Genomic DNA, 24,876 nt, shown 5'->3' with positions numbered 1-24,876 from the left:
CGCAATTGTTGTAAATTTAGCTAAAATTAAGCTTAACAAACCAAGTATAGATGGCCAGCAAAATACAAGTAGAAAAAGTCGCCACCCTGACCGGCCACCGGGACTGTGTGTATACCTTGGAAAGCGGTGCTAACCCCGCCACGGTATATTCAGCGGGCGCCGACGGCATGGTGGCTGCTTGGGACCTGAACCAGCCTGACAATGGCGAACTTGTAGCCAAGGTCACCTCTTCGGTATACGCACTGCGCTTTATACCTGATCGCGACCTGCTGCTGATCGGGCAGAACATGGAAGGCCTGCAGGTGATCGATCTCAAGAGCAAAGCCATTCACAAATCAGTGGCTCTGCCCAAGGTGCCTATTTTCGATATAGCCTTCGTGCCTGAAACAGGACAGGTATACGTGGCGCTTGGCAACGGAGGTATAGCCGTGATCGGGGCCGAGGACTATGAACTGCGCAGCATGGTGCGCAAATCGGACCAGAGCGTGCGCTGCCTTGCCTACAATAAAACCACCAACGAACTGGCCGCTGGGTATAGCGACAACCTCGTGCGGATATTCGACGCAGGCAGCATGGAGTTGAAATACGAGCTGCCGTCGCATACCAACTCCGTGTTCACGGTCGTTTACTCTCCAGACGGCACGCTGCTGCTCACTGCCGGCCGCGACGCCCACCTGCGCGTATGGCAGGTGCAGGAAAAATACAAGGAGCGCGGCTATGTGATCGCGCACATGTATACCGTCAATCACATAACCTATAGCCCTGACGGACGCTATTTTGCGACCTGCAGCATGGATAAATCCATAAAACTGTGGGACGCCCAGACCTTTAAACTGCTCAAGGTTATTGATAAAGTCCGAAATGCGAGCCACGGCACATCGGTGAATAAATTATTTTGGTCGGCTCATCAGAATCAGTTAGTTTCGTGTAGCGATGACCGCACCATTTCGGTGTGGGATATAAAATTCAGTTTGGATCATGAAGATTACACCCTTAGAAATCAGACAAAAGACATTTGAGAAGGCATTTAGAGGGCTTGACAAGGACGAAGTAAATGCTTTTTTGCTGACCTTATCGCAGCAGTGGGAGAAATTGCTGGATGAGAACAAAGACCTGCGCAACAAGCTGGAGTCGGCTCACCGTGAGACGCAGAAGCTGCGCGAGGTGGAATCTTCCTTATACAAAACACTGAAAACCGCTGAAGACACGGGCAACTCCATACTGGAGCAGGCGAACAAGTCTTCGGAACTGAAAATCCGGGAGGCACAGCTGCAGGCCGATCAGTTGATGAACACAGCCCGCAACCAAGCCCGTATGGTGCTGGAGGAGAGCCAGAAACAGGCTGAGCGCATGGTAAGCGAAATGCAACAGGAGGTAAAGGCCTTGGAGCAGGACTACCAGCGCATGGAAAGCTACCTCGACACGATGGTGCGCGACTTGCGTAATCTGGCAAACGAAGCATTGGAGAAAGCTGAGAAGACAAAGGCTAAACCTAAAACCAATACAAACAGTATTCTTTCAAGAGCGGCCGAACTGCGGGTGGAACAGCCCGAGTTGCTGCATAACTTGAAAGATATGGAAACAACGAACACGACAAACCGAACTATACAACTGCCAGAGGCTACGGCCACTGCAGTAACTGCTATGCCAGTGGTGGCCAGTGGCAATGGATACGAACCACTGGGCGACCCCGCTCCGGACGTAACACAACCGCAGCCGGAAGTACCAAACCCGACGACTCCTGTGCCGAATATACCTTCGCCAGAGATCGAACAGCCAAAACCTGACTATCCGGGTACTGTGCCAGCTCCTGAGATCGAGCGACCTATACCTGAAATTCAGCCTGTAAAACCTGATCAGCCGGAGATTCAGCCACCAATGACGGAGCCGTCGCGTAACGCCTTGGCCAACTGGGCACAGCGCCAGCAAAAGCCTGCCGGTTCTTTCTTCGACGAGTTAGGCTAATCGCGCTGATGGGACAGATCGCACTGGAGGGCATGGAGTTCTTTGCCTTCCATGGGTACTACGACGAAGAACAGAAGATCGGCAACAAGTATGGGATAGACCTGATCATTGAAACCGACCTGCGCCGCGCTGCCGAAAGCGACGACCTGCATGAGACGGTAAATTACGAGGTGCTCTATGCACTGGCGTTGGAGGAGATGAAAACTCCCGCTCGCCTGCTGGAGCACTTAGGCCACCGGATCATCGATAAGATCTATGAGCGCTTTCCGTTTGTGCAGTCCGTCAAGATCAATGTATATAAGTTTAACCCCCCGCTGGGAGGTATATGCAAGTGGGCGAAAGTGACCTTAGAAGAAGCCCGCTAAAGATTTTACTTATTGATAAGAGAGCAGCCGGTGCAGGAATGTGCCGGCTGTTTTCGTTTCTTCCTTTCCTGTTTTAAGAAGGTGTTAAGCTATATTGAAAACTATCCCCTTGAGGGGATTATAGGGGTGTAAATTTAGGACTGAAAAGCTAATAATTGGCCCTTTTCATTTTCCTTCTGACCGAAAACACCCCTCTGCGCTCCCCTCAAGGGGAGAATTCGCTAGAACTTAAGAGCCCTATTCTTCGAAAGGAGAGGACTAGGTATAACTCACACCAGCTTCAACAATTCAGTCGCAGCTGCAAAAGCCGATTTTTTACCTGACTTAACTTGCTCAGCTATATCCGGCAGTTGGTCTTTTACCTGCTGGTGCGCGTAGAAATTGTCTTCGAGGCCTTGGCGTATCGCTTCGTACATCCACTGCAAGTTCTGGTCATGGCGCTTTTTTTCGAAAAAGCCATTCTGCAACGTCAACTCTACATACTCGGCAATGGTTTGGTAAATGGTGTCGAGGCCGGTTTGCTCCACTGCAGAGCAGACGGAAACTTTAGGCAGCCAACCCGAGGCAGCCGCAGGGTATAGGTGCAGCGCATTCTGGTACTCGGCACGAGCGGCTTTCGCTTTCATGGCGTTCTCGCCATCGGCTTTGGTGATGGCAATGGCATCTGCCATCTCCATAATGCCGCGCTTTATACCTTGCAGTTCGTCACCGGCGCCGGCCAGCATGAGCAGCAGGAAAAAGTCGACCATGGCATGCACGGCCGTCTCCGATTGGCCCACGCCCACAGTTTCTACAACGATGGCGTCAAAACCGGCCGCTTCGCAGAGGATGATCGATTCGCGGGTGCTGCGGGTAACACCTCCCAGCGACTTGCCGGCAGGAGAGGGGCGGATAAAAGCTTGCGGATTGATAGAGAGTGACTCCATGCGCGTCTTATCGCCCAGTATACTGCCGCCTGTGCGCTGGCTGGTTGGATCGATGGCGAGCACAGCCAGCTTTTTGTTTTGCTCCTGAATCAGGTAGTTGCCGAAGGACTCAATGAAGGTACTTTTGCCCACGCCCGGCACGCCGGTTATACCTATGCGCACTGACTTGCCGGCATGCGGTAGCACTTGGTTGATGACGTCCTGCGCCAAGTCATGGTCCGACGCAAGTCGACTTTCCACGAGCGTGATGGCACGGCTCAACATCACCCGGTCACCGGCCAGAATGCCTGCTACATACTTATCAGCACTGAAACGTTTTGCCAAGGCGCTAAAGCTTTAGGTATAAAATCGATTGTAATACAAATTTAGAATTTATGCGTTACCGAGCCAGTTTATTTATGGGAAACGAAAAAGCCGGACATCGCTGCCCGGCTTTTTCTATCAATTGTTTATACCTTATCTCACATTAGCAGACCTAACAGCACCAGACCGTATACCTTGCGGGAAATTCGGAAGACCAAGGTCGCTTTTGCGGCCACCTAAGTGAAAGCCAGTGTCCACGTAGCCGCTTTCTTTGCCAAGTACATTTGGTTTGTTAATCACACCCAAGTGAATGTTGTCCTGACGGGCCACATACATCTTGCCATCTGGTCCGAGTTGTATGGCGCCTATTCGCGGACTGCCGGAAGTTCCCACTACTACCGCTGATTTAGCAATGGCTGCTTCGTCGCCGGCCTGTAGGTCGAACTGTATCACCTGTGCTTTGCCGCCGCCTCTGCCGTTAGCGGTAACGTATAGTTTAGTGCCATCCGGAGAGAAACACACGCCATAGGCTTCTTCATAGCCTTTTAACAGAATAGGGTCGGATACTTCGCCAGTACTGCGGTCGAAGCGGAGGACCTCGAAATTGCTATCACTGTCCCAAAGAGCGGCGGCCAATCGGGTGCCGTCCGGGGAAGGCACTAAGTAACCAATAGCCTTGCGGTGCGCGCCGCCATGCACAGTACCTACGTTGGTCATCACAGGCTCCATGCTAACGCCCTCATCCGTCACCAAATAGGAAATGTAAGCATTGCTGTTCCAGCGGTGCGCGATCACCCACCAGTCGCGGTTGTTGCTGTGGCGTATGGCGGTGAGCTTTTCGGTGGCCGGCGCGATCATGAAGACGTTGCGAGCCGTAATGGCACCGTTGCCTTCATCTCTATTCATGTTCACCATACTGTAGCGCAAGCCGTTGGACTGCGCCTGTATATCGGTCGTGAAGATGTAGAAGACACTGTCAGAGGCAGGCTTAGGTATAATGAGTGCCGATTGCGTAGAAGACTTCATCCCCATCAGTCCATTACCGTTTGGCATCACGCGATGGTGTTTGTTCCAGACGGTAATGCCGTTGGTGTAGAACAGCAGGTTGCCATCCTTGTCGGAGATAGTGGCGCTGCCTTCTTCAGTTTGCAGCCTGCTGTTGACTGTTGCTGTTACCGTGTCGCCTTTGAAGATCAGACCGGCTCCTTTGCCAAAGTACCAGTTCGATGTTTCGCCTTGCGCAAAAGCTGTGAACGTGCCCAGTGCCAAGACTAGAATTGCTATAATATGTTTAAACTGAATCATACGCTATTTATCTGTATAACGCTCCTGTTGCAAACTGAGTGCCAGTTTAGAAAGCAATTTGCAAGACAGGTATAGCAACCACCCATTATGCCCGATTAATAAAATGAAAGGCGGGCTTAAAAACAATGCTGTTAATCAGGTAACGCTAGCGGCGATCCATTAGTACAGGCTCACGTTCAGCGATAGGTCTAAGTTCTGGGTATAGCGATAAAAGTTTTAGAAACACGCCGTTCGTCCAGCCAAAGCCATCCTGATTCGGATATTCGCCTCCACCTGCTTCAAGCTCGAGGTCTTCCACGTTATACTTCTCCACCATCTTGCCGGTGCTTTCGTGCACTTCGGTGCCGAGGGTAATCCAACGGGTAGCGATATCGCGGGCTAGATCTTGATGATCGTAATTGCGAAGCGCCTGAATGCTCATCCACTGCAGTGGAGCCCAACCATTTGGTTTGTCCCATTGCTGGTCGGTGTGTACAAGTGTAGTGGCCAGTCCGCCGGGTTTCAGGAAATCGTTTTGCAGACGCTCTGCCACGGCTGCGGCCTGTGGACGTTTGGCCATACAGAAATAAAGCGGGAATACTGCAGCCAGTGTTGGGATGTTGGTAGTGCTCCCCTTCACAAAATCGTAATCGTAGAAAAAACCGTCTGCTTCGTGCCACATATGACGCAGCACCGCTTTGCGACGGGCTTTTGCCTTTTGTCGGTAAAGCCGGGCTTCAGAATTGTTGCCTTCTAACTCGGCCACTTCAGCCAATGTCAACTCCATATGGAAAAGCAACGAGTTGAGATCTACGGGAAGAATGTCGGTGGTATGGATGGTGCTCAGATTCTGGGCGTCGGCAAACCAACGGCTACTAAAATCCCAACCTGACTCAGCGGCGGCCCTGATGTGGCGGTATACCTCTTCAGAGTTTCTACCGGACTCCTGCGCGATGTGCACGTCTTCTTTATAAGCCTCGGGGCGTGGAGCCGGCTGGTCGTCCCAATAGCGGTTAAGGATACTGCCGTCAGGCAAAAGCACCATCCGGCGGTGTGTCGGGTTGGCCGCAGTGAGCGACTCGGTGCCATCCATCCAAAAAGCGTATTCTTTTCGCAGTGCGGAGGCATACTTTAGTAGCACTTCGCGACCCATCTCCTGCGTGAGCAGGTGTAACATCAGCGCGTAAAAGGGCGGCTGGGAGCGACTGAGGTAGTAACTCCTGTTGCCATTAGGTATATGACCGGTGGTGTGAATCAGGTGGCTGAAATTATCCACCATATTTTGAATCAAAGCTGTCTCGCCGCTTACCTGTAGCCCGAGCATGGTGAAGAAGCTATCCCAATAGTAGATTTCCTGAAAGCGGCTGCCCGGCACCACATACGCATGGGGGAGGGGCAACAGCGATCCCCCGCTTTCGTCTGGCATGCGGGTAAGCACGGGCCATAGCTGCCGTATATGCGCTGTTACGGAGAGGCTGGTGTCGGTTGTGAAATTAGAGGAAGGCTGTGTTGGCAGCAGGAAATGTTGCAGCACAAATTCTTTTAAGTTGAAATTAGGGTGCTCACGCTGTTCCCGATAAGCCTGCAGAATCTGCTCTGGCTCCCTCAGGGGCACACAGTCGGCAAACGTTTTGGAATCCGGGAAAATAGGCTGCAGCTGCACATCTCGAAAAAGTTCTTGCAAGTCGGTCTCCGGTCGGTACTGGGCCTGCACCGAAGGGGCGAAAATATAAGATAAAAGCAAAAGAATCAGGTTTAGTAAGAAGTATGATTTTTTTGATTTGCCTTGCTTCATGGTCAGCGCATTTATATGAATGTGTATTCATACGAATTAGAGAAACAAGGGGTCAAGTATACTATTATGCAACCTATTACACAAGCGATAAACCAGTAAGATTTTTTATTTCGTGAATACCTGCTGGAAAATCTTGAAATTGTATGAAGTGTCTGACTTCGTTGAAAGTATTACTATTGTAATATAATAAAACAGGGAGACTGCCTGAGCAGTCTCCCTGTTTTATCTTGAGTTTTATACCTGTTTGAATGACAGTGGTTTACATCGTGCCACCTGTGTCAAGTCAGAAGTTAGCGCCTGAAAGGATGCCGTATAAAGGAGACTTGCCCCATGGCGTCCTTTTCGTAGCGGGCCAAGGTATAAGGCTCGAATTGAGGTTCAAAATTCTGCTGACCGGGCTGTACCTGATCCGGTGCTGGTTGATTGTTTAGGAAGAAGTATACCCGCGTAGTGCCGTACTTGGTATGTGGCATGTAGTTGCCATATTGTTCCATTTCCTGCCAAAGCGTATCGGCTACCGTTACGGCATAAATCCGCACGATTGGTCCGGTGTTATTCTCGTTGCGGTAAAAAGCCGCTTCTTTAAAATCGCCTCTCAGGTCGTCCACGCTGGGTTGGGAGAAGGAGTCGTAAATGAAGTATATGACAAGGGCAGCGGCAAGGCCAAGCAGGAGGTATTTTGTTGATTTTGAAGACATATTGGAATCTTATAAGTGTCACAAAGGTACGGCTTAAAAAGGGCTATGGCAAAGTACAGTTAGGCTGTATACCCTACAGGAGAGGCCGTGTGTCTAAAAGATCACCCTCACTTAAAAATACAAAAGCTGCAGCCAACCAAAGTCAACTGCAGCTTCTAACTCTTAATTCTTAACTAGAATCTACTCCTCTATTCTCCTGATCAACTGCTCCAAAATATTCTGAGCGGCTACCGAGATAATGGTACCCGGGCCAAACACCCCCGTAGCCCCTGCTTTGAACAGGAAGTCGTAGTCTTGAGCAGGTATAACACCGCCTACGATCACCATAATGTCATCGCGGTCCAGCTTGCGGAGCTCTTCGATCAGTTGCGGCACCAGCGTTTTGTGGCCGGCTGCCAGCGAGGATACGCCCACGACGTGCACGTCGTTTTCGGCAGCTTGCATGGCTACTTCGGCTGGGGTCTGGAACAATGGGCCAATGTCCACGTCGAAGCCGAGATCGGCGAAGGAGGTGGCGATTACTTTGGAGCCGCGGTCGTGACCATCCTGCCCCATTTTGGCGACCATGATGCGTGGTCGACGGCCTTCCAGCTCCTCGAACTGGTCTGCCAGTACTTTAGCCCGCTCGAAGTTCTCGTCGTCGGAGAGCTCGGCAGAGTAAATGCCTGATATGGATCGTATCACAGCTTTGTGTCTTCCGTAAATTTTTTCTAATGCGTCAGAAATCTCACCCAATGTAGCACGGTGGCGAGCGGCGTTCACGGCCAGTTCCAGCAAGTTGCCGTCACCGGACTCAGCGGCTTTTGTCAAGGCACTAAGCGCCTCTTCCACTGCTATGTTGTCGCGGAGGTCTTTTACCTGTGCCAGTCTGCGGAGCTGCGACTCGCGCACGGCCGTGTTGTCGATGTCGAGGATGTCAATTTCCTGAATCTGGTCTGGGCGGTATTTGTTCACACCCACGATCACGTCCTTGCCGGAGTCGATACGGGCTTGCTTGCGGGCAGCGGCTTCCTCGATGCGCATTTTCGGCAGACCGGTCTCGATGGCTTTGGCCATGCCGCCGAGTTCTTCCACTTCCTGAATCAGTTCCCACGCTTTGTGCGCTATCTCGTGTGTGAGGGCCTCCACATAATAAGAACCTCCCCACGGATCTACCACTTTGTTGATGTTCGTTTCCTGCTGCAGGTATATTTGTGTGTTACGGGCAATGCGGGCCGAGAAATCAGTTGGCAGCGCGATGGCCTCATCGAGAGCGTTGGTATGCAAGCTTTGGGTACCACCTAAGGCAGCGGCTAGTGCTTCCACGCAGGTGCGGGTCACGTTGTTGAACGGGTCCTGCTCCGTTAAGCTCCAGCCGGAAGTTTGGCAGTGCGTGCGCAAGGCCAGCGATTTCGGGTTTTTCGGGTTGAACTGGTGGATAAGTTTCGCCCATAGCATACGGGCGGCACGCATTTTGGCGATCTCCATGAAGTGGTTCATGCCAATGGCCCAGAAGAAAGAAAGGCGCGGCGCAAACACGTCGATGTCCATACCTGCTTTCAGACCGGTGCGCACATACTCCAAACCGTCGGCCAAGGTATAGGCCAGTTCTATGTCTGCAGTGGCTCCGGCTTCCTGCATGTGGTAACCAGAAATGGAAATGGAGTTGAAGCGCGGCATGTTCTGGGAGGTATACTCAAAGATATCCGCAATAATCTTCATGCTCGGCTCCGGCGGGTAGATGTAGGTGTTGCGCACCATGAACTCCTTCAGGATGTCGTTCTGGATGGTGCCGCTCAATTGCTCCGGCGTCACGCCCTGCTCTTCGGCGGCAACAATGTAAAAGGCCATGATCGGTAGCACGGCCCCATTCATGGTCATGGACACCGACATCTCGTTGAGCGGGATCTGGTCGAAGAGGATCTTCATGTCCTCCACGGAGTCGATGGCTACACCTGCCTTGCCCACGTCGCCCACCACCCTCGGATGGTCGGAGTCGTAGCCGCGGTGCGTGGCCAAGTCGAAGGCTACGGAGAGACCCTTCTGACCGCCCGCCAAGTTGCGACGGTAGAAAGCGTTGGATTCTTCAGCCGTAGAAAAACCGGCATACTGGCGGATGGTCCACGGCTTCTGCACATACATGGTGCTGTAAGGTCCACGCAGATAGGGCGGCAGACCAGCGCCAAAGTCCATGTGCTCGAAGTTTTTCACGTCCTCCGAGGTATAGTAGCTTTTCAGCGGAATCTGCTCAGCCGTCTTCCAGCCCTTCGGCTGCAACGGATCTTTGGGCCCGTGCTCCGCCGAAGCGACCTTGTTGATGTCTATGTTCGAAAAGTCAGGTTTCATTTCTAATGAGTGAATGATTGATTGGGCGAATGAGTGAATAGGTTTCCCATTTATTCGCTCCTCAAAATGCTTTTTTTGTTTATGGTTCAGAGTGAGTAAAAGAGTGTATTTTGAGAAAATATTCACTCATTCACTCATTCAAAATTTAATAATTAACTCGCGTGCTCGGAGGTGATGACCCAGCGGCCGTCTACCTTTTTCCAGAGCTGTGACGATACGCCGCCCATCAGCTTTTTGCCCTGCAGGTCGATCTTCCAGCGGTACACATAATACACGGCCTCCGGACCTACCTGCTCGATGTGCAAAGGCTCGTAGGTATACTCGCCCATCTTGCTGCGGTCGGTGAAGTCGGTCTGGAACATCTCCAACACTTCCTTCCAGCCTTTTTCGGTGCCATTGCGGCTAATCCAGAGCATGTCCGGCGACTCCCAGTAAAAGTCCATGGCCTTCTCCAGTTCGCCTTTGTTCCAAGCGGCTACTTGCCCGTCGAGGGCCTGTTTTACTTCGGTAATCGCGTCGTTCATCAGTACTTGTTCGTTGTTTCTGAATGTAAAGGCTGTTGCAGCAAGCAGCAATATGCCCGCTAGCAGGTATAGCACACGGCTTCTAATGCTTACCGCCATTGTTTTCTTCCCGCTCCAGACGTTTCTGCACCAGTTCGAGTATGGTAGACATATCGCAGTCTTCGAAGATGAATTCATCATAGCCATTGGCTACTAAGTCCTCTTTCATATGCTGCGGATCATCGGCCATGATGATCGTCGGCTTGGATTCGTGCAGGCGTATTTTAGGTCCGAACTCACGGGCATAAGTTGCCTCAGAAGTAGAAACCACCACTACCTCGGCGGCTGCATGCAGCAAGCGGTCGGCGGCAGTCTCTACGTCGTCGTACTGCTGCAGATCTGTTTCAAAACCGGCGCAGCTGAAGAACTCTTTTGCAAAGGAAGCGTTGATGTGGCGCTTGGCGGCCTGCCCGATCACGGCGATAACAACCCGCGGACGGCGCTTGCGCTTGCGCAGGTGCAGTTCAGTGGCCATGCGCATCACCTCCGTTGGGTAAGCGGCGCGTGTTGTGTCAAATTCGGCGCGTTGGATCAGTTCCTCTGGGTCGAATTCGATCTTTTCTTTCGGGTTCGGATATTTGTTGGTGCCTACCAGTACTATGCGGCCCGTGGCAATATCGCGGAACTTCTGGCGGCTCACTTCAGTGATAGACCCCAGAATGAAACCGTTTTCGTAAGCGGCCTCGAAGCCTCCCTGTGCTTCCACTTCTTTGAACAGCTCCCATGCTTTGGTAGCTAGTTCGTTGGTAAGTGACTCGAGGTAATAGGAACCAGCCGCAGGGTCCACGGCTTTGTCAAGGTATGATTCCTCTTTCAAGATGATGGACACATTGCGGGCGATGCGCTCTGAGAACTCGTCTGAATCCTTGAAGGTGCTGTCGAAAGGCAGAACCGTGAGCGAATCAGCACCCGAAAGGACTGCCGACATGGCCTCTGTGGTCACGCGGAGCATGTTCACGTAAGGGTCGAGGGTGGTCTGGTACCAGCTGGAAGTGGTGCTGTGGATGCGCAGTTTAGCTGCCAGCGCCGGTTCGGCTTGGTAGGCCTCTACCACGGCTGCCCACAACAGGCGCAAAGTGCGCAGTTTGGCTATCTCGAAAAAGTAATTGGTGCCGGCCCCCATGCAGAACTGCATGTTGCGCAGCACCGATTCCAGAGGCTCACCGGCTGTGGTGAGGCGATCGGTATAGGCCACGGCTGCACTCAAGGTATAGGCCACTTCCTGCGTGAGCGAAGCGCCAATGCTGCTGAAGTTAGTGCCGCAGACTGTTACGCCATAGAAATCAGCGCTGTCTTTGGTCAGGTCGAGCACTTTGGTGATGGTCTTGTTTTCGTCATCACTCAGCTTGCCTTTTCCTGACATGGGGTCATAGTTCACGAAGCCCTTCAAGTTGCGGTGCGAGATGTTCTGCTTTGAAAGCAAGGTATAGAGTCCTTTTAGGAAATCGGCCGGATCACCGCTCAAGGTATAGCTGACAGTCTGTAACGTAAGGTCAACGCTCTCGGCAAGGTAGGCGATGTCAAAAGCCTGCGGATCCTCCACCATAAAGTGAATGCCGTCGGCGCCTCTGCTCAGGGCATCAGCTGCTTTGTCGATAGCTGGTCTGCCATTGCCTAAAGCTTTTATTTTCTGTATGTTTTGCCAGTTGTTGTCGCTACCGGCGTTGCCGCGCAGAAAAGGGAAGTCGCCAAGTTTCTGGTGCGCAAAGGGCAGGTGCTGAATGTCTTCGCGGGTATAGTAGGGCTTGATCGTAATGCCTTCATAGGTTTGCCAAGATAGGCTCTCGAGAGGAGTTTCACGCAGGTCTTTCTGTGTGCGTTCCGCCCAATCGGTTGCCGCAGCCGGCTTGAATTCTGAAAATAGCTTCTGCTCGTCAGTCATCGTATATGGGTGTTATTTCCTGTAAATATATACTTTCTCTATCAGCTTATGAAAACAGGGAGAGGTATAGCGCTAAGATGACGCAGCTTTTTTTTACGCGAACAGCCCTGTGGCGGTATAATGAAATTTCGATTTCAGCTGTCCGGCCCCTGCACAAGTCATACGCTTTCACATAAAATTGTTAGCTTAGTAAATGCTAATTGAGATACTGATATGAAAAGCGCCTATACCTTGACGATAAAAACCTCGATTGTTGGCCTCATGCTGGCACTCGCCTTGCCAGCCGCTGCACAGCAAAACAAGCTGGTTTCCCGCGCCCATGCCATGGTCGACAAGCTAGAGCCGAAAGTGATCGAGTGGCGACGTGATTTTCACCAACATCCCGAACTGGCAAACCGCGAGAAAAGAACGGCCGAAAAGGTAGCTCAACACCTAAAATCCTTGGGTATAGAAGTGCAGACAGGTATAGCGCATACCGGGGTAGTGGGTATTTTGAAAGGTGGGAAGCCCGGTCCGGTAGTGGCGCTGCGTGCCGACATGGACGCCCTACCAGTGACCGAGCGGGTCGACGTGCCTTTTGCCTCCAAAGTGCGCACCACGTTCAACGGGCAGGAAGTAGGGGTGATGCACGCCTGCGGCCACGATGCCCACACTGCCATGCTGATGGCCACGGCGGAGATTCTGGCCAGTATGAAAAACGAATTGCCGGGTACGGTGAAGTTTATCTTTCAGCCCTCCGAAGAAGGAGCGCCTGCAGGAGAGGAAGGAGGTGCCAGCTTGATGATTAAAGAAGGCGTGCTCGACAAAGGGCCGAAACCAGAGGTGATCTTCGGGCTGCACATGAACTCACAGGCGGAAGTGGGGCAGGTACTGTACAGAGCAGGTGGTATTATGGCCAGCGCCGATGTTTTTCGCATCAAAGTAAAAGGCAAACAAGTGCACGGAGCTAATCCGTGGGATGGCGTGGACCCGATTACCGTATCAGCGCAGATTGTGACGGGTCTGCAGACCATTGTGAGCAGGCAGGTGCAGCTGACGGAAGACCCGGCCGTGGTAAGTATTGGCATGATACAGGGCGGTGTGCGCAACAATATCATACCGGAGGAGGTGCTGATTGAAGGCACGATCCGCGCCTTCAGCCCCGAGATGCAGGACCAGATCCATGAAAAGATAGAACTGACTGCCACCAAAATAGCAGAGAGTGGCGGTGCGGTCGCTGAAGTAAGCTTCCAGCGTATGGCCCCCGTTACCTTTAATGATGTTGCTCTTACCGAACGCATGCTGCCTACCCTACAAGCCGCCGCCGGCCGTGACAAGGTGGTACAGATGAAGCCGGTTACTATTGCCGAGGATTTCGCTTTCTACCAACAGAAGATACCGGGACTGTTTCTGTTCATAGGCGGAATGCCCAAAGGACAGGACCCGAAAACCGCCCCGGCCCACCACACGCCCGTTTTTTTTATCGACGAGAGTAGTATGCGAACAGGTATAAAAACGCTGACGAGCCTCACGCTGGATTATATGGCGGGGAAAGGAAAAAAATAGAAATGTGATTTGATGGCTGTTTAGACTAATTTGCTTATTATCAATTCTAAATATAGTACGTTTTGGATGTTATTGGTCAGCAGGAGGTAGCCAAACTCTAGACAGTGATACAGAATTTTATATTGGTAGCAGTCTTGCCCGAGCCCCGCAATGTTGATAACTTTGGGGATAATTACAGCAGCACCCCATGAAGCGCCCTTTTTTAAAATACATCTCCGGACTGGCCTTGGCCTTAACGCTGGCCGCCTGCCAGCGGCCTTTGGAGCCCTCAGCCAATTTGGACGAGACGGACGTAGCCGTTGACAAAAATATAGTAGCCGACCCGGCCGTAGAGGCGCTGGTGGCCCCATACCGCGAGGAAGTGACCGTGAAAATGTCGGAAGTAGTGGGAACAGCACCCGTGGCTCTAGGCAAGGGTGATTACGAATCGCCGCTGGGTAACTTTGTCGTGGACCTGCAACTCACCCAAAGCGAACCAATTTATGGCAAGCCCATTGACTTGTCGGTGACAACGGAAGGTGGACTGCGGGTGCCGCTGCCCCAAGGAAACATCACCACTGGCCACATTTTTGAGTTGATGCCTTTCGAGAACGAAATGGTGGTGCTCACCCTAAGCGGAGAGGCCGTCCAGCAACTGTTCGACGATGCCGCTGCCCGCAAGATCATTTACCTTGGCAACACAACTTATACCGTGGCAAATGGCAAAGCACAGGATATTAAGATCAAAGGCCAAGCCTATGACCCAAACAGGACCTATACCTTGGTCACGTCGGACTACCTGGCTGGCGGCGGTGATAACCTTGTCATGCTTAAGAACCCGCTGAAGTACGAAAAGCTGGGCCTCTTGCTCCGCGACGCCATTCACCAGCACATACAGCAACTCACGGCATCCGGCAAGCAGGTGACTGCCCCAGCCGAAAAGCGTGTAACTGTTATCCAATAAGCCAAACCTGACCATGAAGAGAAGAGACTTTCTGAAGCACACGGCCCTTGGGGCGGCAGGTATCAGCATGCTGGGCCTGCCCTTTTCGGCAGAGGCCGCACGCGATGGCATCAAACTGACCATTCTGCACACCAACGATCAGCACTCCCGCATCGACCCCTTCCCGGACGATGGCCGCAAGTATGGCGGCATGGGCGGCATGGCCCGTCGTGCCACGCTCATCGAGCGCATCCGGCAGCAGGAGTCTAATGTGCTGTTGCTTGACTCCGGAGACATCTGGCAGGGAACGCCCTACTTTAATTTCTTTGAGGGCGAGCTCGAGTACAAACTCATGACCAAGATGAAATACGATGCCGCCACGCTCGGTAACCACGACTTCGATATCGGGTTGGAAGGTCTGCAGAAACAACTACCTTTGGCTGGCTTCCCTTTCCTGATTGCCAACTATGACTTCTCCAACACCATCTTGAAAGGCCGTTTTCAGCCTTACAAGGTGTTCGAAAAGCAAGGTATACGGGTAGGTGTATTCGGTTTAGGTATAGAGCTGGATGGCTTGGTGAGCAAGAACATGTACGGCGAAACCGTATACCTAGACCCCGTGGAGAAAGCCCGTGAAATGGTAGTAGCCCTGCGCGAGAAAGAGAAATGCGATCTGGTAATCTGTCTCTCGCACCTCGGCTACAGCTACGACACCGAAAAAATAGACGACCGCAAACTGGCAACGCAGGTCAGCGGGCTTGACCTGATTTTGGGTGGCCATACCCATACCTTCATGGAGAAACCGGAAGTGCTGCGCCACGAAAACGGCCACGAAACCATGATCAACCAAGTGGGCTGGTCGGGTCTGTTTTTAGGACGGATAGACTTCACATTCAACAGAAAATCAAAGCGAAGAACCGATACAAGGACCGCTGTTTTGGCTGTGGATAACCCTGTATTAACATCGTGAATAAATAATTTTTTGTTTAGAATAATTTAACCAAATTTGTAACCCCCCGCCGTCAAGGAGAGGTTTGTTTCACCAAACGAATCTTAGTGTGTTTTGGAAAATTGGATGATAAAAGACTGTTCAACAGTATGGAGTAACTGTCTACAGGTAATAAAGGAAAATATTGGAGAACAGAGCTTTAAAACTTGGTTCGAACCGATCAAGCCTTTGTCCCTGCGCGACAACGTGCTCACCATACAAGTGCCTAGCCAATTCTTTTATGAGTGGCTGGAGGAGCACTATGTGGGGCTTCTTAAGAAAGTAATTTATCAGGAACTGGGTAGCGAGGGGCGCCTGGAGTACTCCATCATCGTGGACCGTGGCAATGAGTCCAACAAGCCGCAGACGGTCAACATCCCAACCAAGAAAATACCGCAGGCAGTTGTTAACTCTTACCGGCCAGAGCAAAACTTCATCAAGAGCCCGTTCGAGTCGAAGACCATCGACCGCAACTTCCTGAACTCGCAGCTGAACGGAGCTTATACCTTTGACAACTACATTGAGGGAGACTGTAACCGTCTGGCGCGTTCGGCTGGGTATGCCGTGGCCAACAAGCCGGGCACGACTTCCTTTAACCCGCTGATGGTCTATGGCGGCGTGGGACTGGGTAAAACACACCTCGTGCAGGCCATCGGTAACCATATCAAAAACAGCAACCCTGATAAGTTTGTGCTGTATGTGTCTTCCGAGAAATTCGTGAACCAGTTCATCGAGTCGCTCAAGACCAACAACGTGCAGGACTTCGCCAACTTCTATCTGTTGGTGGACATCCTCATCATTGACGACGTGCAGTTCCTGAGCGGCAAGGAGAAGACGCAGGAAATGTTCTTCCACATCTTCAACCACTTGCACCAGTCCGGCAAACAGATCGTGATGACCTCTGACTGTCCGCCGCGCGACCTCAAAGGCTTGGAGGAGCGTCTGTTGTCCCGCTTTAAGTGGGGCCTAACCGCCGACCTGCAGAGCCCGGACTTCGAAACGCGTATGGCCATCATCCAGAAAAAGATGCAGGGCGACGGGATCGATATACCTGACAACGTAGTAGAGTATCTGGCCTACAGCGTGGATACCAACGTGCGTGAACTCGAAGGCGTGCTGATTTCACTGATCGCACAGTCCTCGCTGAACAGAAAAGAAATTGATCTGGAGCTTGCCAAGCAGGCCCTGAAGCATATTATTGAGGATGTAGAGACTGAGGTGAACCTCGACTTCATCCAGAAAACGGTGGCCGAGTACTTCCAAGTGAGCCTTGACTCGCTGAAGGCGAAGACCCGTAAAAAAGAGATTGTGACGGCGCGTCAGGTGGCCATGTACTTCGCCAAGGAGTTCACCAGCCATTCGCTTAAGTCGATCGGTTACCACTTTGGCGGCCGTGACCACAGTACCGTTATCCACTCCGTGCAAACCGTTTCGGACCTGATTGACACGGACAAGAAGTTCAAAGTGAGCATTCAAGAACTTCAGAAGAAATTCAAATCAAAGGCGGGGTAAGTCTATACCTGTCCGATAAAAAGAGAAGGCCATACCTGCAGGTATGGCCTTCTCTTTTCTAGTCTTTTGGCGGATTAGGTGGGAATGTTGGCCTCCGTCACTTCGAAATTATGAACCTCTGCCAATTCGCGAATCCGGGACTTTATTTTTTCGATGTCACGCTTTTTGCGGATCTGCTTTAAGTCGAGGTATACCTTATTGCCATCGCGCTGTGTAATGCGCAAGGCCATCGGCGAAATGTGAACCGCTTCGATATCAGGTATAGCTGTTATCATTTTGGAACGAAACACACCGTTTTTCTGCACAATGTACTCCGGCGTCACTTCTATGTAGGACTGAATGCCAAACACGGAAGTGTTCTGCAAAATGACGTAACCCAAAAAAACCACTGCCAACCCAAAGAAGATGTAGTACAGGTAATTCTGGTCGTCGGTCGGGTTCTCGGTTAAGAGGAGCATGGTGGCCCAAGCCAGCCAGAAAAGGGTAAGCACCAGTTGCACTGTGAACGAGAGCTTGGCATTGCGCGACGGGCTTAGCTGTACAAAGAGTGACGATCTTGCATTACCGGCAGTAGGCATATAAGGATGTTATAGTGAAACAAACGAGCACAGTTCATGTGCAAGCTGCAATATAGCAAATTTATTTTTTTAGTTTGGCAGTCAATGTGATCTCCGGTACGGCTCCCAACGCTTTTGATATCGGGCATTTTTCTTTGGCCTCCTGCGCCAGTCTCTGGAACTCATCCTCCTCTATACCTGCCACACTTACTTCTGTGTCCAGTTCGATTTTCATGACATGCGGTCCGCCGTCTTTTTCACCCAAGTGCACGGTTGCGGTTGTCTGTACTGTCTCAGGTTCATAGTTAGCCTTTTCGAGCAGTGCGCTCAGAAACATCGAGAAACATCCGGCATTGGCGGCACCAATCAGCTCTTCTGGGTTGGTGGCCGAGGTGTCGTCGCCGAAACGGGAGGCATAGGTATAATTTGCCTTAAAGTGGCCCCTGCCGGACGCTACTTCTCCATTGCCGTTTTTGAGACCTTTGTTCCATTGGGCTTTTGCTGTACTTTTTTTCATAGAAGTGTATTTTAATAGTTTCGTTTTGAGAAAGATACAGTAGCTATAAACTGCCAGAAGTGGATTTTTGTTAGCACAAAGACGTCTAAAACTGGCAAAACATGGCGAATGGTTATAGGTTTGCCCGTTTATCTGGCTATATTTACCTCCCTAAAAACGCAGAATCTTATGGGTGTGAAAGCATGGCTCAGTAAGCCGCTTGCAGCTTACGTGCATAAAAAACACCAGTCTTGGATACAAAACCCGGTAGAGGCACAAAAGGCTGTTTTTGAGAAAATCATCGCAGGAGCCCAGCAGACTGTCTTTGGCCGTGAGCACGGCTTTTCTAAGATAAAGACGCACGCCGACTTCGTAAAAGCCGTGCCCGTGCGCGACTACGAGGGGCTTGCCAGCTACTTCAACCGCGTAAAAGAAGGCGAGCAGGATATCCTCTGGCCCGGAAAACCACTTTACTTGGCCAAAACGTCGGGTACCACTTCCGGCACCAAGTATATTCCCATCACCAAAGACTCTATACCCAACCACATTAACGGGGCCAAAGACGCCTTGCTGACCTACATACACGAAACCGGCAACTCGAAATTTCTGGATGGGAAGCTGATTTTTTTGTCAGGCAGTCCGGTGCTGGAGCAGGTGGGTGGCATTAACACTGGTCGCTTGTCGGGCATCGTGAACCACCACGTGCCGGGTTACCTGCGCACCAACCAATTGCCGAGCTACGAAACCAACTGCATCGAGGACTGGGAAACCAAACTCGATCAGGTGATTGAGGAGACGATCGATCAGAACATGACGCTTATATCAGGTATACCGCCGTGGGTGCAGATGTACTTCGACAAGCTAATGCAGCAGACGGGCAAGCAGATCAAAGATATTTTCCCGAATTTCTCGCTGTTTGTGTATGGTGGCGTGAATTTTGAGCCTTACCGCAAAAAACTGTTCGAGTCCATAGGCAAGGAGATTGACTCTATCGAAACATTTCCGGCTTCGGAGGGTTTTTTTGCTTTCCAGAACGAGCAGCACGACAAGGGGCTTTTGCTGTTGCTGAACTCCGGAATCTTTTTTGAGTTTATACCCACAGACGAGTATTTCAACGAAAACCCGACCCGCCTCACCATTGGCGAAGTGGAACCGGGTGTGAATTACGCACTGGTAGTCAGCAGCAATGCCGGCCTTTGGGCTTACTCCATCGGCGATACCGTGAAGTTCACTTCCGTGAAGCCTTACAAGCTGATCGTGAGCGGACGTATTAAGCACTTTATCTCTGCTTTTGGAGAGCACGTGATAGGCGAGGAGGTGGAGAAGGCCATGCAGCGCACCATGCAAAGCTACCCGATGGTGGAATTGGTGGAGTTTACGGTAGCCCCTTATGTAAGTCAGGACAAAGGGAAGTCTTACCACGAGTGGCTGGTGGAGTTTTCTATACCGCCGGCCAACCAAGAGACTTTTGAAAAACAGCTGAATACGCATCTGCAGCAGCTGAACACATATTACGACGACCTGATTACAGGCCATATTCTGGCTGATTTGAAGATCAGGGCGCTGCCACAGGGGACGTTCCGCCACTACATGAAGTCGCAGGGCAAACTCGGAGGGCAGAACAAAGTGCCGCGCCTAAGCAACGACCGCAATCTGGCCGAAGGCCTGATACAGTCGGCGGGCGCCCTTACTACTAAAAGTAACTAATGAAACGAATTGCCATACTTGGCTCGACAGGCTCCATCGGCACACAGGCCTTGGAAGTGATCGGGGCCAACCCTGAAAGTTTTGAACTGGAGGTCATCACGGCCAACAACAACGCTGACCTACTCGTAGCGCAGGCGCTGGCATTTAAGCCAAACGCTGTCGTAATTGCAAACGAGGACCTGTACGAGCAGGTGCGCGACGCCCTGCAGCACGAGGATATCAAGGTATACGCTGGAGCCAACGCCCTTAACTCGGTGGTGGAAATGGGCACAGTCGACATGGTGCTTACTGCCATGGTAGGCTATGCCGGTTTGCAGCCAACCATCCGCGCCATCAAAGCCGGCAAGGAGATCGCGCTCGCCAACAAAGAAACTTTGGTGGTGGCCGGTCAGCTGATCACCGATCTGGCCCGTCAGCAAGGCGTGAACATCTACCCGGTTGACTCTGAGCACAGTGCTATTTTTCAGTGCCTTGCAGGAGAGTTTCACAACCCGATCGAGAAGATCATCCTCACCGCTTCAGGTGGGCCATTCAGAGGCCGCAAAGCCGACGAACTGAGCAAAGTAACCAGAGCGCAGGCACTCAAGCACCCGAACTGGGAGATGGGCGCCAAAATCACCATCGACTCGGCCTCACTGATGAACAAAGGCTTGGAGGTGATCGAGGCGAAGTGGCTTTTCGGACTAAAAAACGATCAGATTGAAGTCGTGGTGCATCCGCAGTCCATCATCCACTCGTTGGTGCAGTTCGAGGACGGTTCCATCAAGGCGCAGCTTGGTCTGCCAGACATGAAACTGCCGATCCAGTATGCGCTAGGCTTCCCCAACCGACTCAAGAACGACTTTCCGCGCTTCAACTTTATGGACTACCCGCAACTCACTTTCGAGAAGCCGGACTTAGAGACTTTCCGCAACCTGCAGCTGGCTTTTGATGCCATGGAGCGCGGCGGCAACATGCCTTGCATTTTGAACGCGGCCAACGAAATAGCGGTGGCGGCCTTCCTACGCGAGGAGGTTGGCTTCTTAGAGATGTCCGACATCATCGAGGGCAGTATGGCAAAAGTTGCGTATATTGCGAATCCTTCTTACGAAGACTATGTTACAACAGACAGAGAGACACGCTCTTACGCGGCAGAGGTAGCTAACAAGCTGAGCCTCCAGTAGCCGCTATCAGGTGTTAATCTTTTGTCACGATCATCGATTCTAAAATTATTTCAATTAAATGGATATTTTAATAATGGTGGGCCAGCTCCTTTTGGGCCTGACAATACTAGTTGGATTGCACGAGCTGGGACACATGTTGACTGCCAAATGGTTTGGCATGCGTGTAGAGAAGTACGCGATCGGGTTCCCGCCAAAAGTGTTTAGTAAGAAGATAGGCGAAACAGAGTACATGCTGGGCGCCATTCCACTGGGTGGTTTCGTGAAGATAACAGGTATGGTGGATGAGTCGCTGGACACAGAGGCGCTGAAGCAAGAACCTGAGCCTTATGAATTTAGAGCCAAGCCGGCTTGGCAGCGGCTCATCGTAATGATGGGCGGTATTATCGTGAACGTGATCACAGGTATTGTGATCTTTATCGCCTTGAACTACTATTACGGCGAAAGCTATCTGCCTGCCAGCGAAGTGAAGTATGGTGTGCAGCCAAACGAGATCGGGCAGGACATCGGCTTCCAGACAGGCGACAAGATTGTGGCCCTGAACGGCAAGCCACTGGAGAAATTCGACGATGTGTATTCCATGGATATGCTCCTTGGCCGTGATTCTTATTACACGATAGAGCGCAACGGTGAGCAAGTGAAGATTCCTATACCTGCCGATTTCATGGATCGTATGGCCGACAACAAGGAGCGCATGTTCTTTGTGCAGCCGCGGGTACCGTTCGTGGTAGGTGAGGTGGCTCCGAACAGCACGGCTTCAAAGGCTGGTCTGCAACCCGGTGACTACATCAAAACGGTTAACGGAGAAAGCACCCAATTCTTCAGCGAGTTCCAAGCTGCCATGCAGAAGTATGCCGGCAAGCCCGTAACGATAGAAGTGGAGCGCAGCAGCAAACCCGTGACGCTTAAGGCCACCGTGAACGAGGATGGCACGCTGGGCTTCTATCAGAAGCCACTTGTAGAGTACGCTACCCGCGACTATAGCTTGGGCGAATCCATTCCGTTGGGTACTAACCAGGCGTTTGGTGTAATCACGGCCAACCTGAAAGGCTTCGGCAAGATCTTCCGTGGAGAGGTGTCTGCCTCCAAGTCGCTGAGCGGCCCGATTGGTATTGCGCAGATCTTCGGCGACACGTTTAACTGGTATAAATTCTGGTCGATTACGGGCATGCTGTCGATGGTGCTGGCCTTTATGAACTTCCTGCCTATTCCGGCACTGGACGGCGGCCATGTTGTATTTTTAACATACGAAATGATCAGCGGTCGCAAGCCGTCGGATAATTTTTTAGAAAACGCCCAAAAAGTGGGTATGGTTTTATTGTTGGGCTTAATGGCTTTTGCTATATTTAACGATGTATTCAAGATAATCTTCTAACCAAAGATTCCTTTATGAAAGCCATCGTGAAGTATGTTCTGGCAATAGCTGCCTTTTGTGTTTTTTTTGCATTTAATGAAGCCGGTGCTACACCCGTAGCGTCGGCTTTTTCTATACCTGCACAGAGTGCCGCTGCCGATAGCACATACCTTGTGCAGCAAGGCGACACCTATTACAGCCTGTCACGCCGCTTTAATATTCCATTGGATTCGCTGCAGAAGTGGAACGGCACCCAGTTGAATATGGGACAGACGCTCTATCTGACCAATCGCAACGCAAAAGCCAAAACGCTTGCCGCCAAGTCCGTCACACCACCGGTAACAGCCGCTAAACCAGCTGCCGCTGCTACGCCAGCGTCAGCACCTAAGGCTACTGCAACTACAGCACCGGCTCCTGCTGCCAAGCCTGCCGCTCAGCCAGCACAAACTCCAACTGCAACTCCTGCTGCGAAACCAGCCCCTGCAGCTAAACCGGCTACCGCCATGGGCACTGGCCCGGCCCGCACGCAGGAAAGTACTTCCGCCTCAGCCTCTACGCTGCCTACACTGGAGAGCAAGCAAAAGCAACGCATCCTAGTAGTGCCTTTCGACCCATACCTGTACTTCTCCGATGCCGATGACGAGATAGCGCGTCACTCCAAGATCCCGCGCCAGAACGTGCGCCATGTGTTCAGAGGCAGACTAAATGCCATGCTGGCGCCGGAAGGCTACGAGACCATCAACTTGCTCGGCGGTGTGTACCGCGACAGTGTGAGTGAACTGAGCACACTCTACAAATCACTGAGCTACGGCTACCAAGACAACAAACAGTCACGCTACAACCACCAGCCTGTGGTAAAAGCCAAAGAGCGTGAAAATGCGCTGGAGTGGGTGAAACGCAAAAAAGACGACCTCAACATTAGAGGTGGACAGCCTGCCACCGTGCCGGTAGCGCAGGACGAGAACAAGCACTTCGGCGTGAAGGTGAAGGACCCGAAGTTCTTCTCGCACTTCAACGGGCAGTATGGCATCGACTACTATGTGTTCATCAACCAGTTTGAGGTGAAGACCAACTACGAGAACTGCCTCGATCGCGCTAGCTGGAACTACGAGCGTGATTTTCTGGTTCACTACTCGATCTATAACAGCAAAGGAGAGCTCGTATCGGGCAACAAGGTGAGAGTGCCTTACCAGTCCAACATGAACGACGTGCAGCGCATCGTAAGCGACAACATGCCGAACATGGCCAAGCGCGTACTCTCTGACCTGCCGCAAGCCCAGAAATAAACATGTTTCGAACCGCCTTATTAGCATTGGTACTCACGTTTGTGAGCCTGTTTGCCCACGCCCACGATTACCACGCCAGCATTACCGATGCCAAATATAACCCGCGCACGCAAAGCTTGGAAGTAGCGGTGAAGGTGTTTATGGATGATCTGGAAAATGCACTCTCGCGCCGTAACAAAACCAAGGTAACATACAGCCAATCGCCACAGGTGCAGCAATGGGTGCAGGAGTACATTGGGGCAGGTATCTCTTTTGAACTAGAGAAAGGCAAAACACTGCGCCATACCTTCGTAGGGTCTGAGCAAGAGGCCGATGTGGTGTGGGTGTACTTTGAAGTGCCTTTACAAACCAAAGAGCTTACACACTTGTATGTACGCAACGTGGTGCTGCAGGAACTCTTCAACGACCAGATGAACATCGTGAACCTCGACTACAAAGGGAAGATCAGTAGTAACCTGTTTCAGAAAAGCGACGGCACTCGCAAGATGAGTTTCTAGGACTGTTGACGCAGCCAACTGACTTGGAATAAGGTGCTCAGTGCCACTGTGGCAATCATTGCCCCTGTCAGGAACAATACTACTACGCCCATCATAGAGCGCATAAAGGCGCTGGTCGTGAGGGCAAACATCATAAAGCCAATTCCGGCTACCGCTATACCTGCCCAAAAGAAAAACTTGCGAGATGCTGGCACTCGCACAGGTATGGCCACCGTGGGTTGCCGCCATGTATAAATCAGAATCAGGAGGCCGCCCACCACAGTGCTTGTGTGCTGGATGATACGACTAAGTGCGATTTTCCAACCCATTAGATGAACCGTGCTGTTCAGCACAGGCCATTTCTGCACAAAATAGCCCGAGTAATGTGTAAAGCCATCCCAGAAAATGTGGGTGGCAGCACCGATTAAGACTGACACGGCAAACACAAACCACCTTTTGCGCAGATAAGCCACCCAATTTAGTTCCGGTACCACCAGCGCCCTACACTTTAGCCAGACAGGCAAATGAGCTACGACTGGCCGCCTCACCAACAAATGAAATACGGTTGCCAGCACAAACGCTACGGGAAGGTTGAAGAACAGCAAGCCCTCCAAGGTATGTCCGCTGTGCTTGAAGATCGGGAGGAGTAAGAAGTATTGGAAATCTGGCGCAATGCTACCCGCTACGAGCCCGGTGGCCGAAAACCAGCGACTGTGCCTGAGCAATGGAAGTATGGCAGCGGGATGCGCGGCAGTAAAAGGCATAGG

General features: G+C 51.7%; 22 protein-coding genes. 12 read left to right on the top strand and 10 right to left on the bottom strand.

Annotated elements, in window-relative coordinates:
- Window positions 1–50 precede the first annotated feature (50 nt).
- The 3 genes from Q1A04_RS09205 to folB are packed head-to-tail and all read left to right on the top strand — an operon-like array spanning window position 51 to window position 2,330.
- Window positions 51–1,019 carry a WD40 repeat domain-containing protein gene (locus tag Q1A04_RS09205; protein ID WP_299704368.1) on the top strand — a complete coding sequence of 323 codons (969 nt, stop codon included), beginning with the start codon at window positions 51–53 and terminating at the stop codon, window positions 1,017–1,019.
- Window positions 979–1,965 (top strand): DivIVA domain-containing protein, encoded by a 987-nt coding sequence (locus Q1A04_RS09200; RefSeq protein ID WP_299704365.1) that lies wholly within the window; start codon window positions 979–981, stop codon window positions 1,963–1,965. The genes Q1A04_RS09205 and Q1A04_RS09200 overlap by 41 nt, the downstream gene beginning before the upstream one ends.
- Window positions 1,966–1,973: 8 nt before the next feature.
- Complete coding sequence (folB, locus tag Q1A04_RS09195) at window positions 1,974–2,330, top strand: dihydroneopterin aldolase (RefSeq protein WP_299704363.1); 357 nt, start codon at window positions 1,974–1,976, stop codon at window positions 2,328–2,330.
- Window positions 2,331–2,599: 269 nt separating this feature from the next.
- Here the strand turns inward: folB and meaB are convergent, their stop codons facing one another.
- The 7 genes from meaB to Q1A04_RS09160 form a co-directional block, all read right to left on the bottom strand.
- Window positions 2,600–3,580: a methylmalonyl Co-A mutase-associated GTPase MeaB gene (meaB, locus tag Q1A04_RS09190; RefSeq protein WP_299704360.1), complete on the bottom strand. Its 981-nt coding sequence runs from the start codon at window positions 3,578–3,580 to the stop codon at window positions 2,600–2,602.
- Between the two features lie 132 nt (window positions 3,581–3,712).
- Window positions 3,713–4,864 carry a hypothetical protein gene (locus Q1A04_RS09185; protein ID WP_299704357.1) on the bottom strand — a complete coding sequence of 384 codons (1,152 nt, stop codon included), beginning with the start codon at window positions 4,862–4,864 and terminating at the stop codon, window positions 3,713–3,715.
- Window positions 4,865–5,009: 145 nt separating this feature from the next.
- A complete protein-coding gene (gene treF / locus Q1A04_RS09180; RefSeq protein ID WP_299704354.1) occupies window positions 5,010–6,587 on the bottom strand; it encodes an alpha,alpha-trehalase TreF in 1,578 nt (525 codons plus the stop codon).
- Window positions 6,588–6,928: 341 nt separating this feature from the next.
- A complete protein-coding gene (locus tag Q1A04_RS09175) occupies window positions 6,929–7,336 on the bottom strand; it encodes a hypothetical protein (protein WP_299704351.1) in 408 nt (135 codons plus the stop codon).
- Between the two features lie 180 nt (window positions 7,337–7,516).
- Window positions 7,517–9,661, bottom strand: coding sequence for a methylmalonyl-CoA mutase (gene scpA, locus Q1A04_RS09170; RefSeq protein WP_299704348.1), 2,145 nt, complete (start codon window positions 9,659–9,661; stop codon window positions 7,517–7,519).
- A gap of 152 nt (window positions 9,662–9,813) precedes the next feature.
- Window positions 9,814–10,284: a nuclear transport factor 2 family protein gene (locus tag Q1A04_RS09165; protein ID WP_299704345.1), complete on the bottom strand. Its 471-nt coding sequence runs from the start codon at window positions 10,282–10,284 to the stop codon at window positions 9,814–9,816.
- Window positions 10,268–12,106 carry a methylmalonyl-CoA mutase family protein gene (locus Q1A04_RS09160; RefSeq protein ID WP_299704342.1) on the bottom strand — a complete coding sequence of 613 codons (1,839 nt, stop codon included), beginning with the start codon at window positions 12,104–12,106 and terminating at the stop codon, window positions 10,268–10,270. The genes Q1A04_RS09165 and Q1A04_RS09160 overlap by 17 nt, the downstream gene beginning before the upstream one ends.
- Before the next feature lie 213 nt (window positions 12,107–12,319).
- Between Q1A04_RS09160 and Q1A04_RS09155 the strand changes: the two genes are divergently transcribed.
- The 4 genes from Q1A04_RS09155 (at window position 12,320) to dnaA (ending at window position 17,073) form a co-directional block, all read left to right on the top strand.
- Window positions 12,320–13,651, top strand: coding sequence for an amidohydrolase (locus Q1A04_RS09155; protein WP_299704339.1), 1,332 nt, complete (start codon window positions 12,320–12,322; stop codon window positions 13,649–13,651).
- 187 nt (window positions 13,652–13,838) lie between these two features.
- Window positions 13,839–14,594, top strand: a complete 756-nt coding sequence (locus Q1A04_RS09150) for a 5'-nucleotidase (RefSeq protein WP_299704337.1) — start codon at window positions 13,839–13,841, stop codon at window positions 14,592–14,594.
- 13 nt (window positions 14,595–14,607) lie between these two features.
- Window positions 14,608–15,543, top strand: coding sequence for a bifunctional UDP-sugar hydrolase/5'-nucleotidase (locus tag Q1A04_RS09145; RefSeq protein WP_299704333.1), 936 nt, complete (start codon window positions 14,608–14,610; stop codon window positions 15,541–15,543).
- Window positions 15,544–15,648: 105 nt separating this feature from the next.
- Entirely contained in the window at window positions 15,649–17,073 is a 1,425-nt protein-coding gene (dnaA, locus tag Q1A04_RS09140) for a chromosomal replication initiator protein DnaA (protein WP_299704329.1), read from the top strand.
- 74 nt (window positions 17,074–17,147) lie between these two features.
- On the opposite strand, the gene Q1A04_RS09135 is transcribed toward dnaA, so the two are convergent.
- Window positions 17,148–17,651, bottom strand: coding sequence for a hypothetical protein (locus tag Q1A04_RS09135; RefSeq protein ID WP_299704326.1), 504 nt, complete (start codon window positions 17,649–17,651; stop codon window positions 17,148–17,150).
- Window positions 17,652–17,712: 61 nt separating this feature from the next.
- Complete coding sequence (locus tag Q1A04_RS09130; protein WP_299704323.1) at window positions 17,713–18,147, bottom strand: OsmC family peroxiredoxin; 435 nt, start codon at window positions 18,145–18,147, stop codon at window positions 17,713–17,715.
- Window positions 18,148–18,315: 168 nt separating this feature from the next.
- Between Q1A04_RS09130 and Q1A04_RS09125 the strand changes: the two genes are divergently transcribed.
- From Q1A04_RS09125 to Q1A04_RS09105, 5 genes are read left to right on the top strand one after another with little or no spacing between them, the layout of a single operon-like run.
- Window positions 18,316–19,833, top strand: a complete 1,518-nt coding sequence (locus Q1A04_RS09125) for a GH3 auxin-responsive promoter family protein (RefSeq protein ID WP_299704320.1) — start codon at window positions 18,316–18,318, stop codon at window positions 19,831–19,833.
- On the top strand, window positions 19,833–20,996 hold the full coding sequence (locus Q1A04_RS09120; protein WP_299704318.1) for a 1-deoxy-D-xylulose-5-phosphate reductoisomerase: 1,164 nt from the start codon (window positions 19,833–19,835) through the stop codon (window positions 20,994–20,996). Before Q1A04_RS09125 ends, Q1A04_RS09120 begins: the two co-directional genes overlap by 1 nt.
- A gap of 58 nt (window positions 20,997–21,054) precedes the next feature.
- Window positions 21,055–22,368, top strand: coding sequence for an RIP metalloprotease RseP (gene rseP, locus Q1A04_RS09115; protein WP_299704315.1), 1,314 nt, complete (start codon window positions 21,055–21,057; stop codon window positions 22,366–22,368).
- Window positions 22,369–22,382: 14 nt separating this feature from the next.
- Entirely contained in the window at window positions 22,383–23,633 is a 1,251-nt protein-coding gene (locus Q1A04_RS09110; RefSeq protein WP_299704312.1) for a LysM domain-containing protein, read from the top strand.
- Between the two features lie 2 nt (window positions 23,634–23,635).
- Window positions 23,636–24,130, top strand: a complete 495-nt coding sequence (locus tag Q1A04_RS09105) for a DUF6702 family protein (protein ID WP_299704310.1) — start codon at window positions 23,636–23,638, stop codon at window positions 24,128–24,130.
- On the opposite strand, the gene Q1A04_RS09100 is transcribed toward Q1A04_RS09105, so the two are convergent.
- Window positions 24,127–24,873: a DUF4184 family protein gene (locus tag Q1A04_RS09100; RefSeq protein ID WP_299704307.1), complete on the bottom strand. Its 747-nt coding sequence runs from the start codon at window positions 24,871–24,873 to the stop codon at window positions 24,127–24,129. The two genes, Q1A04_RS09105 and Q1A04_RS09100, sit on opposite strands and share 4 nt — an antisense overlap.
- Window positions 24,874–24,876: the final 3 nt, after the last annotated feature.

Origin of the sequence: uncultured Pontibacter sp. (assembly GCF_947499215.1) — a bacterium.
In the GTDB taxonomy this organism is placed as follows: domain Bacteria; phylum Bacteroidota; class Bacteroidia; order Cytophagales; family Hymenobacteraceae; genus Pontibacter.
Note: the sequence above shows the minus strand (reverse complement) of the source record. Positions and strands in the feature narration are given on the sequence as shown.

Excerpts from the sequence above, each read along its gene's own strand:
- Q1A04_RS09205 (WP_299704368.1), top strand. The coding sequence starts at position 51 with ATGGCCAGCAAAATACAAGTAGAAAAAGTCGCCACCCTGACCGGCCAC.
- Q1A04_RS09200 (WP_299704365.1), top strand. The coding sequence starts at position 979 with ATGAAGATTACACCCTTAGAAATCAGACAAAAGACATTTGAGAAGGCA.
- folB (WP_299704363.1), top strand. The coding sequence starts at position 1,974 with ATGGGACAGATCGCACTGGAGGGCATGGAGTTCTTTGCCTTCCATGGG.
- Q1A04_RS09185 (WP_299704357.1), bottom strand. The coding sequence starts at position 4,864 with ATGATTCAGTTTAAACATATTATAGCAATTCTAGTCTTGGCACTGGGC.
- Q1A04_RS09175 (WP_299704351.1), bottom strand. The coding sequence starts at position 7,336 with ATGTCTTCAAAATCAACAAAATACCTCCTGCTTGGCCTTGCCGCTGCC.
- scpA (WP_299704348.1), bottom strand. The coding sequence starts at position 9,661 with ATGAAACCTGACTTTTCGAACATAGACATCAACAAGGTCGCTTCGGCG.
- Q1A04_RS09165 (WP_299704345.1), bottom strand. The coding sequence starts at position 10,284 with ATGGCGGTAAGCATTAGAAGCCGTGTGCTATACCTGCTAGCGGGCATA.
- Q1A04_RS09160 (WP_299704342.1), bottom strand. The coding sequence starts at position 12,106 with ATGACTGACGAGCAGAAGCTATTTTCAGAATTCAAGCCGGCTGCGGCA.
- Q1A04_RS09155 (WP_299704339.1), top strand. The coding sequence starts at position 12,320 with ATGAAAAGCGCCTATACCTTGACGATAAAAACCTCGATTGTTGGCCTC.
- Q1A04_RS09150 (WP_299704337.1), top strand. The coding sequence starts at position 13,839 with ATGAAGCGCCCTTTTTTAAAATACATCTCCGGACTGGCCTTGGCCTTA.
- Q1A04_RS09145 (WP_299704333.1), top strand. The coding sequence starts at position 14,608 with ATGAAGAGAAGAGACTTTCTGAAGCACACGGCCCTTGGGGCGGCAGGT.
- dnaA (WP_299704329.1), top strand. The coding sequence starts at position 15,649 with ATGATAAAAGACTGTTCAACAGTATGGAGTAACTGTCTACAGGTAATA.
- Q1A04_RS09135 (WP_299704326.1), bottom strand. The coding sequence starts at position 17,651 with ATGCCTACTGCCGGTAATGCAAGATCGTCACTCTTTGTACAGCTAAGC.
- Q1A04_RS09130 (WP_299704323.1), bottom strand. The coding sequence starts at position 18,147 with ATGAAAAAAAGTACAGCAAAAGCCCAATGGAACAAAGGTCTCAAAAAC.
- Q1A04_RS09125 (WP_299704320.1), top strand. The coding sequence starts at position 18,316 with ATGGGTGTGAAAGCATGGCTCAGTAAGCCGCTTGCAGCTTACGTGCAT.
- Q1A04_RS09120 (WP_299704318.1), top strand. The coding sequence starts at position 19,833 with ATGAAACGAATTGCCATACTTGGCTCGACAGGCTCCATCGGCACACAG.
- rseP (WP_299704315.1), top strand. The coding sequence starts at position 21,055 with ATGGATATTTTAATAATGGTGGGCCAGCTCCTTTTGGGCCTGACAATA.
- Q1A04_RS09110 (WP_299704312.1), top strand. The coding sequence starts at position 22,383 with ATGAAAGCCATCGTGAAGTATGTTCTGGCAATAGCTGCCTTTTGTGTT.
- Q1A04_RS09105 (WP_299704310.1), top strand. The coding sequence starts at position 23,636 with ATGTTTCGAACCGCCTTATTAGCATTGGTACTCACGTTTGTGAGCCTG.
- Q1A04_RS09100 (WP_299704307.1), bottom strand. The coding sequence starts at position 24,873 with ATGCCTTTTACTGCCGCGCATCCCGCTGCCATACTTCCATTGCTCAGG.